A 14298-nucleotide genomic window follows, 5' to 3' on the forward strand; every position below is an offset into this window, starting at 1 on the left:
CGGTCACCGATCCCAACAAAGGGGCGCCCGGACATGACCACCACCCCGTCTCAGCCGTTGTCCCCGTCGGCCCATCTGGACACGTTCGCGCGGGACCATCTGCCGCCCGCCGCGCTGTGGCCTTCGCTCGCCTTCGACCTGCCGGAGCTGCGCTACCCGCAGCGCCTGAACTGCGGCGCCGAGCTGCTCGACGCCACCGTGCGGCGGCACGGCACGGACCGGCCCGCCTTCCACTCCCCCGGTCAACGGCCTTGGTCGTACGGCGAGTTGAAGACGTACGTCGACCGGATCGCGCACGTACTCACCGACGACCTGGGCGTCGTGCCCGGCAACCGGGTGCTGCTGCGCGGCCCCACCACCCGCCATCTCGCGGCCTGTTGGCTCGCCGTGATGAAGGCGGGGGCCGTCGCCGTGACCGTGCTGGCGCAGCAGCGGGCGAGCGAGCTGGCCACGGTGTGCGGGATCGCCGAGGTCGGGCACGCGCTGTGCGACGTACGGTCGGTGGACGACCTGGCGAAGGCCGAGGTGCCGGGGCTGCGCATCGCCACGTTCGGCGGGGACGGGCCCGACGACCTGCTGCACCTGGCGGCCGGGAAACCGGCGGCGTACGAGGCCGTGGAGACGGCCGCCGACGACGTCGCGCTGATCGCCTTCACCTCGGGGACCACCGGGCGGCCCAAGGGGTGCATGCACTTCCACCGGGATGTGCTCGCGGTCGCGGACACCTTCTCCCGGCACGTTCTGAGGCCGACCCCGGACGACGTGTTCGCGGGCAGCCCGCCGCTGGGCTTCACGTTCGGGCTCGGCGGCCTGGTGCTCTTTCCGCTGCGGGCGGGCGCGTCCGCCCTGCTGCTCGAACAGGCGGGTCCGCAGAAGCTGTTGCCCGCGATGGCCGAGCACCGGGTGTCGGTGCTGTTCACCGCGCCGACCGCGTACCGGGCGATGCTGCCGGAGCTCGCGGCGTACGACATCTCCGCGCTGCGCCGCTGCGTGTCCGCGGGCGAGAACCTGCCCGCCGCGACCTGGCAGGCCTGGCAGGAGGCGACGGGCCTGCGCATCATCAACGGCATCGGCGCCACCGAACTCCTGCACATCTTCATCTCCGCCGCCGACGACGCGATCCGGCCGGGCACGACCGGGCTCCCCGTACCGGGCTGGCAGGCGCGCATCATCGACACCGAAGGCCACCAACTCCCGGACGGCGAACCGGGGTTGCTCGCCGTACGCGGACCCGTCGGCTGCCGCTACCTCGCCGACGAGCGGCAGACCGGGTACGTACAGCACGGATGGAACGTCACCGGGGACACGTACATCCGCGAGGCCGACGGCTACTTCCGGTACGTGGCACGGGCCGACGACATGATCATTTCCGCCGGGTACAACATCGCGGGCCCGGAGGTGGAGGACGCGCTGCTCCGCCACCCGGACGTGGTGGAGGCGGCCGTGGTCGGGCGGGCCGACGAGGAGCGCGGGCAGGTCGCGGTCGCGTATGTGGTGCTGCGGGCGGGGGCGCGCCAGGACGCGGAGGCGCTGCGGGAGTTCGTGAAGGCGGAGCTCGTCCCGTACAAGTGCCCGCGCGCGGTCGAGTTCCTGGACGCGCTGCCGCGCACGGCCACGGGAAAGCTCCAGCGGTTCCGGCTCCGCGAGCCCAAAACCGTAGAGTGACCGCGTGCCCGAGCAGCCCCAGCCCAGCGCCCCTCACCGGCCCACCGCGCCTCACCAGTCCCCCACCCCTCAGCAGTCCACCGCTCCTCACCAGTCCCCCACCCCTCAGCAGTCCACCGCGCCTCATACGCCGCGTTCCCTCATCGTCACCCTGTACGGCGCCTACGGCCGCGGCCTGCCGGGTCCTGTGCCGGTCGCCGAGCTGATCCGGCTGCTCGACGCGGTGGGCGTCGACGCACCGTCCGTACGCTCGGCGGTGTCCCGGCTGAAGCGGCGCGGCCTGCTCCTCCCGGCCCGCACCGCGACCGGCGCGGCGGGCTACGCGCTCTCCGACGACGCCCGCCAGCTCCTCGACGACGGCGACCGCCGCATCTACGCGGAGGGCGCTTCGGGAGGCACAGGCTGGGTGCTCGCCGTGTTCTCCGTGCCGGAGTCCGAGCGCGCCAAGCGGCACGTGCTGCGCTCCACACTCGCCGGACTCGGCTTCGGCACGGCGGCGCCCGGCGTGTGGCTCGCGCCCATCGGCGTGTACGAGGAGACCCGGCACACCCTGGAGCGCATCGGCTGCGCCGGGTACGTGGAGCTGTTCCGGGGCGAGCACCTCGGTTTCGCGGCGACCGCCGACGCCGTGGCCCGCTGGTGGGACCTCTCCGCCCTCGCCAAGCTCCACGAGGCGTTCCTCGACGAGCACGAGCCGGTGCTGCGCGCCTGGCAGTCCCGCGAGGACACCCCACCCCGCGAGGCCTACCGGGACTACCTGCTGGCCCTCGACTCGTGGCGCCACCTCCCGTACGCCGACCCGGGCCTGCCGCCCGAGCTGCTGCCGGACGGGTGGCCGGGGGTGCGGGCGGCGGGGGTGTTCCGGGCGTTGGACGGGAGGTTGCGGGGGGCGGGGGCGGAGTTCGTGGGCGCGTAGCCCTAAGGGAACCCTCAGGTTCCTCCGCGCCTGCTCTCAGAATGCCTGCTTAGCGTCGTTTCGCATGAGTCTGATGCGCAACATGAACCGGGCGCTGACCGCCACCACCGGCCTTCAGGTGCGCCGCGCGCCCAAGGAGCGGGCCGTGGCTCCCGCCGAGCCGTCGCCCAAGTCGTCGTCCGTGAAGCGGGGCGCCGCGACGTACCGATGTACCGACGACCCGGCGACCGACCGGCTGCTCCGCCGACCCGTGTTCATCATGTCGCCGGTGCGCTCGGGCTCGACGCTGTTGCGGATGCTGCTCGACGCGCATCCGCGGCTGCACGCCCCGCACGAGTTGCACATCCGCCGCCTGGAGGTCGGGTACGGCAGCAAGTTGTCCCAACGCGCCATGGACGCGCTGGACTTGGGGCGGGGCGACCTGGAGCATCTGCTGTGGGACCGCGTGCTGCACCGCGAACTCGTGAAGTCCGGCAAGGACTTCGTCGTCGAGAAGACGCCCAGCAACGCCTTCGTCTACCAGCGGATCCGCGACTGCTGGCCCGACGCCCGCTTCGTCTTCCTGCTGCGCCACCCCGTCTCCATCGCCCAGTCCTGGCACGAGGGCGATCCGGAGAAGCGTACGTACGACGAGGCCTGCGCGGACGCGCTGCGCTACATGATGGCCGTCGACAACGCCCGCAAGGGCATCACCGGCGGGCACACCGTCCGCTACGAGGAGCTCACCGCCGATCCGGAAGGGCGGCTGCGCGGACTGTGCACCTTCCTCGGCGTCGACTTCGAGCCGTCGATGCTGGAGTACGGCGCCCGCGACGAGACGCAGGTCCAGAAGGGGCTCGGCGACTGGCGGGACAAGATCCGCAGCGGCAGCGTGCAGGCGGGGCGCGAACTGCCGCAGGACGACGAGATCCCCGAGGTGCTGCGGCCCATGTGCGAGGCGTGGGGGTACGCCAAGTGAAGCCGCGCGCCGAGGTCGAGGAAGTGTGGCCGAGGGACGGGCGGATCGGCGTCGTCGGGCGGCTGTACGGGCTGCACGCGGGGGTCGGGGACGGGTGGCGGCTGCTGCTGACGCGGCGTTCGCACACCGGTCATGTCCTCGCGTACGACGTCGAGTTGGACGGTGAGCGGTTCTCCTGTGCGTGGGACGTGGCCGATCTCGCCGCGTACGACGACGGGTTCGGCGGCGCCGACCAGTGGGACCTGCATCTCAGCGACGGGGGCCTGAGGCTGCGCGTCGGGCGCCGGCTCGACGACATCCGCGGCAAGAAGGCGATCTACGTGTATCCGGTGCAGCCCGTGCCAGGGGCGGGGTTCGGCGTGCGGCCGTACTTCACCGTCGAGGACAACCTGTCGCTGGAGTGCCGCGCATGAGCAACACCCGGATCCGGTACCTGCTGCTGCACGCCTACGGGCGCGGCGGCACCATCCGCACCGTCTTCAACCAGGCCAACTCCCTTGCCGCGGCGGGCTGGGACGTCGAGATCGTCAGCGCCGTGCGGCGCCGCGAGGCCCTGCAGTTCCCGCTGGACGAGCGGGTGCCGGTCACGACGGTCGTCGATCTACGGGAGAGCGCCGCCCCCGAGGCCGCGGAGCCGGGGCTCGGCGGCTGGTGGCGTGCGCGCCGGCGCGACAAGCTGGCCGCGTCTCCGGCCCGAGAGATCCCGCGCGGCGAGTTCGGCCACCGGTACTTCGACCGGCGCCTCGAACTGGCCCTCGGCGCGTACCTGCGCTCGCTCGCCGACGGCGTGCTCGTCACGACGCGGCCCGCCCTGAACTTCCTCGCCGCCACGCACGCCACGAGCGGCGTGGTGCGGGTGGCGCAGGAGCACATGAACCACGGCACGCACCGCCCCGACGTGCAGCGCCGCATCGTCGAGACGTACGAGCGGTTCGAGGCGGTCGCCGTGCTGACGGAGCGGGACCGGGCCGAGTACGCGCGCCTGCTGCCCGCCGCGCGGGTCGTGCGCATCCCCAACGCGGTGCACTCCCTCGACCAGGTCCCGGCCAACCACGGCTCCAAGATCGTGGCCGCGGCCGGCAGGCTCTTCCCGCAGAAGGGCTTCGACCTGCTGATCCCCGCGTGGGCGAAGCTCGTGGAGGAGTTCCCCGACTGGCAGCTGCGGATCTACGGCAGCGGTGAGAAGAAGGCGCAGCTGCGTCGCCTGATCGAGGAACACCACCTCTACAACCACGTCCTCCTGATGGGCCACACCGACCGGCTCGACGACGAACTCGCCAAGTCCTCGCTGTACGTGCTGAGTTCACGCTTCGAGGGGCTGCCGATGGTGATGATCGAGGCGATGGCGCACGCGCTGCCCGTCGTCTCCTTCGACTGCCCGACCGGCCCCGCCGACGTGCTCACGCACGGCGTCGACGGGCTGCTCGTGCCGGAACAGGACCCCGACGCCCTCGCCGACGCGCTGGCCCGCCTGATGGGCGACCGCGAACTCCGTACGGAGATGGGTACGGCGGCGCTGCTCACGGCGGCGGCCTACGGGCCCGACGCGGTGCACCCGCGCTGGGAGGCCCTCTTCACCGAACTGACCACCCCCGACGCCAAGCGGGCCGTGCGCGGCGCCGCGGAAGGACTGCACGTATGACGACGGCCACGAAGGAACGCGCCCGCGGCGCAACGGTCTGGCTGACGGGGCTGCCAAGTTCCGGGAAAACGACCGTGGCGCGCGCCCTCGCCGGGCAGTTGCGCGCGGAGGGCCACCGCGTCGAGGTGCTCGACGGCGACGAGATCCGCCGCTTCCTCTCGGCGGGCCTCGGCTTCAGCCGCGCGGACCGCCACACGAACGTGCAGCGCATCGGCCTCGTCGCCGAGATCCTGGCGCGCAACGGCATCTTCGCCGTCGTGCCCGTCATCGCGCCGTACGCGGACAGCAGGGAGGCCGTGCGCAAGCGGCACGCCGCCAGTGACACCCCGTACATCGAGGTGCATGTCGCGACGCCGGTGGAGGTGTGCAGCGAGCGTGATGTGAAGGGTCTGTACGCGCGGCAGGCGGCGGGGCAGTTGAAGGGGCTGACCGGGGTCGACGATCCGTACGAGCCGCCGGTCGAGCCCGACCTGGCGCTGGAGACGCAGCACCAGACGCCGCCGCAGTCGGCGGGGTCGGTGCGGGCGGTGCTGGCGGCGAGGGGGCTGGTGTGAGCGACTCGACGACGCAGACCATGAGCCACTTGGACACCCTCGAATCCGAGGCCGTGCACATCTTCCGTGAGGTGGCGGGCGAGTTCGAGCGGCCGGTGATCCTGTTCTCCGGCGGCAAGGACTCCATCGTGATGCTGCATCTGGCGCTGAAGGCGTTCGCGCCGGCGCCGGTGCCGTTCCCGCTCCTTCACGTCGACACAGGGCACAACTTCCCCGAGGTGATCGCCTACCGGGACCGTGTGGTCGCCGCACATGGGCTCAGCCTCCATGTGGCGTCCGTACAGGACTACATCGACCGGGGTGTGCTCCGCGAACGCCCCGACGGGACCCGCAATCCGCTCCAGACGGTGCCGTTGACCGAGGCCATCCAGCACGAGCGTTTCGACGCCGTCTTCGGCGGCGGGCGGCGCGACGAGGAGAAGGCGCGGGCCAAGGAGCGGGTGTTCTCGCTGCGCGACGAGTTCTCGCAGTGGGACCCGCGGCGCCAGCGCCCCGAGCTGTGGCAGCTCTACAACGGCCGGCACGCGCCGGGCGAGCACGTCCGCGTGTTCCCGCTGTCCAACTGGACGGAACTGGACGTGTGGCAGTACATCGCGCGGGAGCGCGTCGAGCTGCCGGGCATCTACTTCGCCCACCAGCGGGAGGTGTTCGACCGCGGCGGCATGTGGCTGACGGCCGGGGCGTGGGGCGGCCCGAAGGACGGCGAACGGGTCGAGAAGCGGCAGGTCCGCTACCGCACCGTCGGCGACATGTCCTGCACCGGCGCCGTCGACTCCGACGCGGAGACCCTCGACCAGGTCATCGCGGAGATCGCGGCCTCCCGGCTCACCGAGCGCGGCGCCACCCGCGCCGACGACAGGCTTTCCGAGGCGGCCATGGAAGACCGCAAGCGTGAAGGGTACTTCTAGAGATGTCTGCTCCTGCTGAGACCGTTGAGGCCGGTACGTTGCGTCTGGCCACCGCCGGATCCGTCGACGACGGCAAGTCCACGCTCGTGGGCCGCCTTCTGCACGACTCCAAGTCGGTCCTCGCCGACCAGCTGGAGTCGATCTCCCGCACCGGCACGCCCGATCTGGCGCTGCTCACGGACGGCCTGCGCGCCGAACGCGAGCAGGGCATCACCATCGACGTCGCCTACCGCTACTTCGCGACCCCGCGCCGCCGCTTCATCCTCGCGGACACGCCGGGGCATGTGCAGTACACGCGGAACATGGTGACCGGCGCGTCCACCGCCGACCTCGCCGTGGTCCTCGTCGACGCCAGGAACGGGGTCGTCGAGCAGACCCGGCGGCATGCGGCGATCGCGGCGATGCTGCGGGTGCCGCGGGTTGTTCTGGCGGTGAACAAGATGGACCTCGTCGGGTACGAGGAGGCGGTGTTCGCGCGGATCAAGGGTGAATTCGCGGCGCACGCGGGCGAGTTGGGGATTCCGGAGCACCACATCACCGCGATTCCGATCTCGGCGCTCGCGGGCGACAACGTCGTGGAGCCGTCCGCCCGCATGGGCTGGTACGGCGGCCCGACCGTCCTGGAGCACCTGGAATCGGTCCCGGTGACGGGCGAATCGCCGTCGGCTCCCGCGCGGTTCCCGGTGCAGTACGTCATTCGGCACGGTGAATTCCGGTACTACGCGGGCCAGTTGGTGTCGGGTGCGCTGCGGGTCGGCGACGCCGTGACCGTGCATCCTTCGGGGCGTACGTCGACGATCGCGGCGCTTGATGTGCTGGGCACGCGGGTCGAGGAGGCGCACGCCGGGGCCTCGATCACGGTGCGGCTCGCCGATGAACTCGACGTGGCGCGCGGTGACGTGATCGCGCCGTCGGGCGGGCGGGGGCCGACGGTGACGCGGGATGTGCGGGGGGCGGTGTGCCATTTGGCGGACCGGGTGTTGCGGGTGGGTGAGCGAGTGTTGGTGCGGCATGGCACGCGGACGGTGCGTGGTGTCGTCAAGTCCCTTGGCGGGGCCGGGGAGTTGGCGGTGAATGACTTGGGCGTGGTGGTGCTGCGCACGGCTGAGCCGTTGCCGCTTGACGGGTATGCCGAGGTACGGCGGACCGGGGCGTTTCTGTTGGTCGACCCGGCGGATGGGATGACGTTGACCGCGGGGATGGCCGAAACGGTGTCGACGTCGCGAGGCTCCGCCCCGGACCCCGCGGGCTCTCGTTCGAAAGGCGGGGCTTGAAGGCGGGGCTTAAAAGACACCCGGTTCACCCGGGGAGCACGAGCCTCGGTTTTGGGGCGTCCAGGCGGCCTGTTTGGGGGCGGCGGCTGCCGGCGGCGTACTGCTGGGGCCAGGTGACGGCCGGGCCCGTGTAGCCCTGTTCGGCTGCGGCGTGGAGCGTCCAGTTGGGGTCGTACAGGTGGGGGCGGGCCAGGGCGCACAGGTCGGTGCGGCCCGCGAGGACGAGGGAGTTGACGTCGTCCCACGACGAGATCGCGCCGACCGCGATGACCGGGATCCCGGCCTCCGCCCGGATCCGGTCCGCGTACGGGACCTGGTAGGAGCGGCCGAACGCGGGGCGTTCCTCGGAGACCACCTGGCCCGTGGACACGTCGATCGCGGCGGCGCCGTGCGCGGCGAAGGCGCGGGCGATCGCCACGGCCTCGTCGCCGCTCGTGCCGCCCTCCGCCCAGTCCGTGGCGGAGATGCGGACCGTCATCGGCCGGTCGTCCGGCCACACGTCGCGTACCGCGTCGAAGACCTCAAGGGGGAACTTGAGGCGGGCCTCCAGCGAACCCCCGTAGGCGTCCGTGCGGCGGTTCGTGAGGGGGGAGAGGAAGCCGGAGAGGAGGTAGCCGTGGGCGCAGTGCAGTTCCAGCAGGTCGAATCCGGAGCGTGCCGCCCGCCAGGCCGCTGAGGTGAACTGTTCGCGTACGTCGGTGAGTTCGGCGGTCGACAGCTCGCGCGGGAGTTGACTGTCGGGGCGGTAGCGGAGTGCCGACGGCGCGACCAGCGGCCAGTTGTCCTCCGGCCGCGGCAGCGGTTCGTCCATGCCCTCCCACATCAGGCGCGTGGAACCCTTGCGGCCCGAGTGGCCGAGTTGGACGCCGATCGCCGTTCCGGGGGCCTGCGTGTGGACGAATTCCGTCACTCGCCGCCAGGCGACTGCCTGTTCCGGCGTGTAAAGGCCCGCACACCCCGGCGTAATGCGGCCCTCCGGGCTCACGCACACCATTTCCGTCATGACGAGGCCGGCGCCGCCGAGGGCCCGCGCCCCGAGGTGGACGAGGTGGAAGTCGCCGGGAACCCCGTCCACCGCCGAGTACATGTCCATCGGTGACACCACGACGCGGTTGCGCAGCTCAAGACCGCCCAGCCGGTACGGCGTGAACATCGGGGGCGTACCCTCCGGGCAGCCGAACTCCCGCTCCACCGCCTCCGTGAAGCCCGCGTCCCGCATCCGCAGGTTGTCGTGCGTCACCCGGCGCGAGCGCGTGAGCAGGTTGAAGGCGAACTGGAGTGGCGGCTGGTCGAGGTAGCGGTCCAGTTCCTCGAACCACTCCAGGCTCGCCCGCGCCGCGCGCTGCGTCGACGCCACGACGGGCCTGCGCTCCTCCTCGTACGCGCTCAATGCCGCCCCGATCGTGGGCTGTTCGGTGAGACAGGCCGCCAGGGCCAGCGCGTCCTCGACCGCCAGCTTCGTACCGGAGCCGATGGAGAAGTGCGCGGTGTGCGCGGCGTCGCCGATGAGCACGCAATTGCCGTGCGACCAGCGGTCGTTGACGACAGTGCGGAAGGTGAGCCAGGAGGAGTTGTTGGCCTTCAGGGGGCTTCCGCCCAGTGCGTTCTTGAAGATCTTCGCGCAGGTGTCGATCGAGTCGCGGACGTCCGTGTCCGCGAAACCGGCCGCCCGCCACACCTCCTCGCGCATCTCGACGATGACCGTCGACTCGCCCTCGCTGAACGGGTATCCGTGCAGTTGCATCACGCCGTGCTCCGTCTCCGCGATGTCGAAGCGGAAGGCGTCGAAGGCGAAGTCGGCGGCGAGCCAGATGTAGCGGTTGCGGTGCTCCTCGATGTGCGGGCGGAACGCGTCGGCGTAGGTGTCGCGGGTCTTGCTGTGCACTCCGTCGGCCGCGATCACCAGGTCGTACTCCGCGCGCAGCCGGGCCACGTCCGGTGCCTCCTCCTGGAAGCGCAGGTCCACGCCGAGCCCGCGGCAGCGGCCGTGCAGGACGTCGAGGAGACGGCGGCGGCCGAGTGCCGCGAAGCCGTGGCCCGTCGAGGTGTGGCGGCGGCCCCGGTGCGCGATGTCGATGTCGTCCCAGCGCACGAACTCGTCCTGGAGCGCGCTGTAGACCACCGGGTCGGCGTGCTCGATGCCGCCGAGGGTCTCGTCGGACAGGACGACGCCGAAGCCGAACGTGTCGTACGGGGCGTTCCGCTCCCAGACCGTGATCTCCCGCTCCGGGTCGAGGCGCTTGAGGAGCGCGGCGGCGTACAGGCCGCCGGGGCCGCCGCCGACGACGGCGATCTTCCGGGCCCTGACCATGGTCACCTCCCCTGCCACTTCGGCGGGCGCTTGTCGGTGAACGCGGCGTGGAACTCGGCGTAGTCCTCGCCGTGCATGAGGAGTGCCTGGGTGGCCGCGTCCATTTCGATGGCCGCGGACATCGGCATGTCCAGTTCCGCCGTGAGCAGCGCCTTCGTCTGGGCGTAGGCGAGCGCCGGGCCTTCGGCGAGGCGGTGGGCGAGGGCGAGCGCCGCCTCGTCGGCCCTGCCGTCGTCGGTCAGCTCGCTGAGCAGGCCGATGCGCTCGGCCTCCGGTGCGCGCACCGGTTCGCCGAGCATGAGGAGGCGGGTGGCGTGGCCGAGGCCGACGACGCGGGGCAGCAGATAGGCCGCGCCCATGTCGCCGCCGGACAGGCCGACCTTCGTGAACAGGAACGCGAAGCGGGCGCTCGGGTCGGCGATCCGGAAGTCGGCGGCGAGGGCGAGGACCGCGCCCGCCCCTGCCGCGACCCCGTGCACGGCGGCGATCACCGGGAACGGGGCCTCGCGCACGGCCCGTACGACCTGCCCGGTCATCCGGTTGAAGTCGAGGATCTGCGCGGTGTCCATGGCGAGGGTGGCGCCGATGATGTCGTCGACGTCGCCGCCGGAGCAGAAGCCGCGGCCCTCGCCGGCGAGGACGAGCGCGCGGACCGTCTTCTCGCGGGACAGCTCGGCGAGGAGGTCGCGCAGGTCGGCGTAGGCGCCGAAGGTGAGCGCGTTGAGTTTCTCGGGGCGGGCGAGGGTGACCGTGGCGACGCCGTGCTCGTCCACGGCGTACGTCAGGTGGTGCCAGGAGTCGGTGCGGGCGGCGGAACCGGTGAAGGGGCTCATGCGGGCCTCCGGCATACGTGACGGCTCGACCCGTCGAAGGTATCACCGACTTGTGACTGTCGTCATGAGTGCGCGATAGAGCGGGGGTGGCGGAAGGCGGCAGGCGAAAAGAGGCCGGACGTCCCGACCTGCACCGACAGGAGCCTCTTTCGCCCCACGCCGTACCATTCATAAGGTTGAACGCAGGACAGTCCCCCTTGAGCCCGTTGACACCCATGAGCCCGTTGACCCCCAGGACTCCGCAGTGACCCCCTTCTCCGGTCCCCCCACGCCCACGTCGTGGCGCATCGCCCTGCCGCACACGGCCGCGGCCGTGCCGGTGGCGCGCGCCCTCGTGCGGACCGCGCTGTCCGAGATCGACTCACCGGGGGCGGACACGGACACGGCGGAGCTGCTCACGGCGGAGCTGGTGGCGAACGCGGTGGAGCACACCGCGGGGGACGCGCCGATCGAGCTGGTCGTGGAGCTGCTCGACTCGGGCTGTCAGGTCGAGGTGCACGACGCGGACCCGGCGCCGCCGACCGAGCTCACCAACCCGGAGGACCCCGGGGCGCCCGACCCCTGGCAGGAGCACGGCCGCGGCCTGCTCCTCATCCGCACGCTCAGCTCTTCGTGCGGGCACCGCCCCACCGATTCCGGCAAGGCGGTGTGGTTCACGCTTCCGGCTACGGTGCCTGCGCCGCGTCCGGCTTCGGAGTAGCGCCGTCCCCGAGCCGCGAGTTGCGGCGGCCGTACACCGCGTAGATCACCGCGCCCACGGCGAGGAACACCAGGAACTGCAGCATCGTCGTCCAGCCGGTGCCCCAGATCAGGTACAGGCAGAAGCCGACGCCGAGGATCGGGCTGACCGGGTACAGCGGCAGCCGGAACGAGCGCTTCAGGTGCGGGTGCGAGCGGCGCAGCGCGATCACCGCGATGTTCACGACGACCATGGTGGCGAGGGTGCCGATGGTCGTCAGGTTCACGACGGCGTCCAGCGAGGAGAACGCGGCGGGGATCGCGAAGACGACCGCGACGATCCAGGTGCCGCCGACCGGCGTGTGCGTCTTCGGGGAGACCCGCTCGAAGACCCGCGGGATCAGCCCGTCACGGGACATCGACATCAGGATCCGCGTCTGTCCGTACATCACGGCGAGCACGACGGAGGCGATGGCGACGACCGCGCCGAACGCGATGATGCCGCCGCCGATGGACGAGCCGGTGACCTGGTCGACGACGAGGGAGAGCGCGGCGGGCTTGTTCCCGACGGCGTCCGCGCCGAGCGCGCCGATCGCGGCGACGGCCACGGCGACGTACAGCAGCGTGACGATGCCGATGCAGATCATGATCGCGAGCGGGATGTTGCGGCGCGGGTTCTTGACCTCTTCGCCCGCCGTGGTGACCGCGTCGAAGCCGATGTACGAGAAGAAGGCGAGCGAGGCGCCGGAGGTGACACCGGCCATGCCGTCCTTGAGGAACGGCGTCAGGTTCCCGGCCTGGAACGCGGAGTACGCGATCGCGCAGAACACGATCAGGATGCCGATCTTGAGCACGGCCATCGCGGCCGTCGCCCGCGCGCTCTCCCGGATGCCGCGCACCAGGAGTGTCGCCGCCATCAGCATCACGAGCACGGCGGGCAGGTTGATCACGCCGCCGTCGGCGGGCCCTGCGGACAGCGCCTCGGGCAGCTGCCAGCCGAAGACGCTGTCGAGCAGTTCGTTGAGGTACTGGCTCCAGCCGACGGCCACGGCCGAGACGGACACCCCGTACTCCAGGAGCAGGCACCAGCCGACGAGGAACGCGACGCGCTCGCCGAGGGTCGCGTAGGCGAAGGAGTACGAGGATCCGGAGACCGGGATCGCGCTGCCCAGCTCGGCGAAGGAGAACGCCGTGAAGATGCAGGTGATCGCGGCGAGGATGAAGGAGACGATGACGGCGGGCCCGGCCTCGGCGACCGTGTCGGACAGGCCGACGAAGATGCCGGTGCCGACGATCGCGCCGACGCCGAAGCACACGAGCTGGAAGAGCCCCATGGTGCGCTTGAGGCCGTGGCCTTCGAGGTCGGCGCCCGATTCGGCGATGAGGGATTCGGGCGACTTGATGCGCAGGCCGGACGGGGTCGGCGACATGGGGTGGTGCTCTTTTCTGGTGGTGCGCGGGGCGGCGGGGTAGGCCGCGTGCTGGTGGGGCCGGTATGGGGTGGTCCGGCTCCACCAGTTTGAACGGTTATTCGTTGAATGTGCTGTTTGTGGCTACTGGCCGAGCGTGGCGACCATGACGGCCTTGATGGTGTGCATCCGGTTCTCGGCCTCGTCGAAGACGACGGAGTGCGCCGACTCGAAGACCTCGTCGGTGACTTCGAGGGACTCCAGGCCGTACTTGGCGTGGATCTCGCGGCCGACCTTCGTGCCGAGGTCGTGGAAGGCGGGCAGGCAGTGCAGGAACTTCACGTCCGCGTTCCCGGTCGCGCGCAGCACGTCCATGGTCACGGCGTACGGGGCGAGGGCCTTGATGCGCTCGTCCCAGATCTCCTCCGGCTCGCCCATCGACACCCATACGTCGGTGACGACGAAGTCGGATCCGGCGACGCCCTCCTCGACGGACTCGGTGAGCGTGATGCGCGCGCCGCTGGCGGCGGCCAGCTCGCGGGCCTTCGCGACGATGCCGTCGGCCGGCCAGTACGCCTTCGGCGCGACGATCCGGACGTCCATGCCGAGCAGGGCGCCGGTGACGAGGTACGAGTTGCCCATGTTGAAGCGGGCGTCGCCGAGGTACGAGAAGGAGATCCCGCCGAGCGGCTTCGCGCTGTGCTCGGTCATCGTCAGCACGTCGGCCAGCATCTGCGTGGGGTGCCAGTCGTCGGTCAGGCCGTTGTAGACCGGCACGCCCGCGTACTCGGCGAGCGTCTCCACGATGGCCTGCTCGTCGCCGCGGAACTCGATGGCGTCGAACATCCGGCCAAGTACGCGGGCGGTGTCCTTGCTGGACTCCTTCTTGCCGATGTGCGAACCGGCCGGGTCGATGTACGTCGTCGACGCGCCCTGGTCGGCGGCGGCGACCTCGAAGGAACAGCGGGTGCGCGTGGACGCCTTCTCGAAGATCAGCGCGACGTTCTTGCCCTTGAGGTGCTGCGGCTCCGTCCCCGCCTTCTTGGCCGCCTTCAGCTCGGCGGCGAGGTCGACCAGGCCTCGGAACTCCTCGGCGGTGAAGTCCAGCTCCTTGAGGAAGTGGCGGCCGGTGAGGTTCATGGGAGTGCTC

At 71.2% G+C, this 14298-nt stretch carries 13 protein-coding genes; 9 read left to right on the plus strand and 4 right to left on the minus strand.

Annotated elements, in window-relative coordinates; genetic code table 11:
- Window positions 1-33 precede the first annotated feature (33 nt).
- The 8 genes from RBJ65_RS10365 to RBJ65_RS10400 all read left to right on the plus strand — a co-directional run bounded on the left by RBJ65_RS10365 (window position 34) and on the right by RBJ65_RS10400 (window position 7917).
- Complete coding sequence (locus RBJ65_RS10365; protein WP_306318186.1) at window positions 34-1665, plus strand: AMP-binding protein; 1632 nt, start codon at window positions 34-36, stop codon at window positions 1663-1665.
- A 142-nt stretch (window positions 1666-1807) separates the two neighbouring features.
- Window positions 1808-2581: a PaaX family transcriptional regulator C-terminal domain-containing protein gene (locus tag RBJ65_RS10370; protein WP_306318336.1), complete on the plus strand. Its 774-nt coding sequence runs from the start codon at window positions 1808-1810 to the stop codon at window positions 2579-2581.
- A gap of 64 nt (window positions 2582-2645) precedes the next feature.
- The gene (locus tag RBJ65_RS10375) at window positions 2646-3539 is read left to right on the plus strand and encodes a sulfotransferase (RefSeq protein ID WP_306318185.1); all 894 of its coding nucleotides are present in this window, start codon (window positions 2646-2648) and stop codon (window positions 3537-3539) included.
- Entirely contained in the window at window positions 3521-3952 is a 432-nt protein-coding gene (locus RBJ65_RS10380) for a hypothetical protein (protein WP_306318184.1), read from the plus strand. The genes RBJ65_RS10375 and RBJ65_RS10380 overlap by 19 nt, the downstream gene beginning before the upstream one ends.
- On the plus strand, window positions 3949-5181 hold the full coding sequence (locus RBJ65_RS10385) for a glycosyltransferase family 4 protein (protein ID WP_306318183.1): 1233 nt from the start codon (window positions 3949-3951) through the stop codon (window positions 5179-5181). Before RBJ65_RS10380 ends, RBJ65_RS10385 begins: the two co-directional genes overlap by 4 nt.
- Window positions 5178-5735, plus strand: a complete 558-nt coding sequence (cysC, locus tag RBJ65_RS10390; RefSeq protein ID WP_306318182.1) for an adenylyl-sulfate kinase — start codon at window positions 5178-5180, stop codon at window positions 5733-5735. Before RBJ65_RS10385 ends, cysC begins: the two co-directional genes overlap by 4 nt.
- 20 nt (window positions 5736-5755) lie before the next feature.
- The gene (cysD, locus tag RBJ65_RS10395; protein ID WP_306318335.1) at window positions 5756-6643 is read left to right on the plus strand and encodes a sulfate adenylyltransferase subunit CysD; all 888 of its coding nucleotides are present in this window, start codon (window positions 5756-5758) and stop codon (window positions 6641-6643) included.
- A gap of 2 nt (window positions 6644-6645) precedes the next feature.
- Window positions 6646-7917, plus strand: coding sequence for a sulfate adenylyltransferase subunit 1 (locus RBJ65_RS10400; protein WP_306318181.1), 1272 nt, complete (start codon window positions 6646-6648; stop codon window positions 7915-7917).
- Between the two features lie 25 nt (window positions 7918-7942).
- On the opposite strand, the gene RBJ65_RS10405 is transcribed toward RBJ65_RS10400, so the two are convergent.
- Both RBJ65_RS10405 and RBJ65_RS10410 read right to left on the minus strand, forming a co-directional pair.
- Window positions 7943-10228 (minus strand): bifunctional salicylyl-CoA 5-hydroxylase/oxidoreductase, encoded by a 2286-nt coding sequence (locus RBJ65_RS10405; RefSeq protein ID WP_306318180.1) that lies wholly within the window; start codon window positions 10226-10228, stop codon window positions 7943-7945.
- A 2-nt stretch (window positions 10229-10230) separates the two neighbouring features.
- Complete coding sequence (locus RBJ65_RS10410) at window positions 10231-11061, minus strand: enoyl-CoA hydratase family protein (protein WP_306318179.1); 831 nt, start codon at window positions 11059-11061, stop codon at window positions 10231-10233.
- A gap of 244 nt (window positions 11062-11305) precedes the next feature.
- On the opposite strand from RBJ65_RS10410, the gene RBJ65_RS10415 reads away from it, so the two are divergent.
- Window positions 11306-11761 (plus strand): ATP-binding protein, encoded by a 456-nt coding sequence (locus RBJ65_RS10415; RefSeq protein ID WP_306318178.1) that lies wholly within the window; start codon window positions 11306-11308, stop codon window positions 11759-11761.
- Here the strand turns inward: RBJ65_RS10415 and RBJ65_RS10420 are convergent.
- Both RBJ65_RS10420 and argF read right to left on the minus strand, forming a co-directional pair.
- On the minus strand, window positions 11727-13169 hold the full coding sequence (locus tag RBJ65_RS10420) for an amino acid permease (RefSeq protein WP_306318177.1): 1443 nt from the start codon (window positions 13167-13169) through the stop codon (window positions 11727-11729). The two genes, RBJ65_RS10415 and RBJ65_RS10420, sit on opposite strands and share 35 nt — an antisense overlap.
- A 123-nt stretch (window positions 13170-13292) precedes the next feature.
- Window positions 13293-14288 (minus strand): ornithine carbamoyltransferase, encoded by a 996-nt coding sequence (gene argF / locus RBJ65_RS10425; protein ID WP_306318176.1) that lies wholly within the window; start codon window positions 14286-14288, stop codon window positions 13293-13295.
- Between the last annotated feature and the right edge of the window lie 10 nt (window positions 14289-14298).

Source organism: Streptomyces sp. KL109B (assembly GCF_030766935.1).
Lineage (GTDB): Bacteria > Actinomycetota > Actinomycetes > Streptomycetales > Streptomycetaceae > Streptomyces.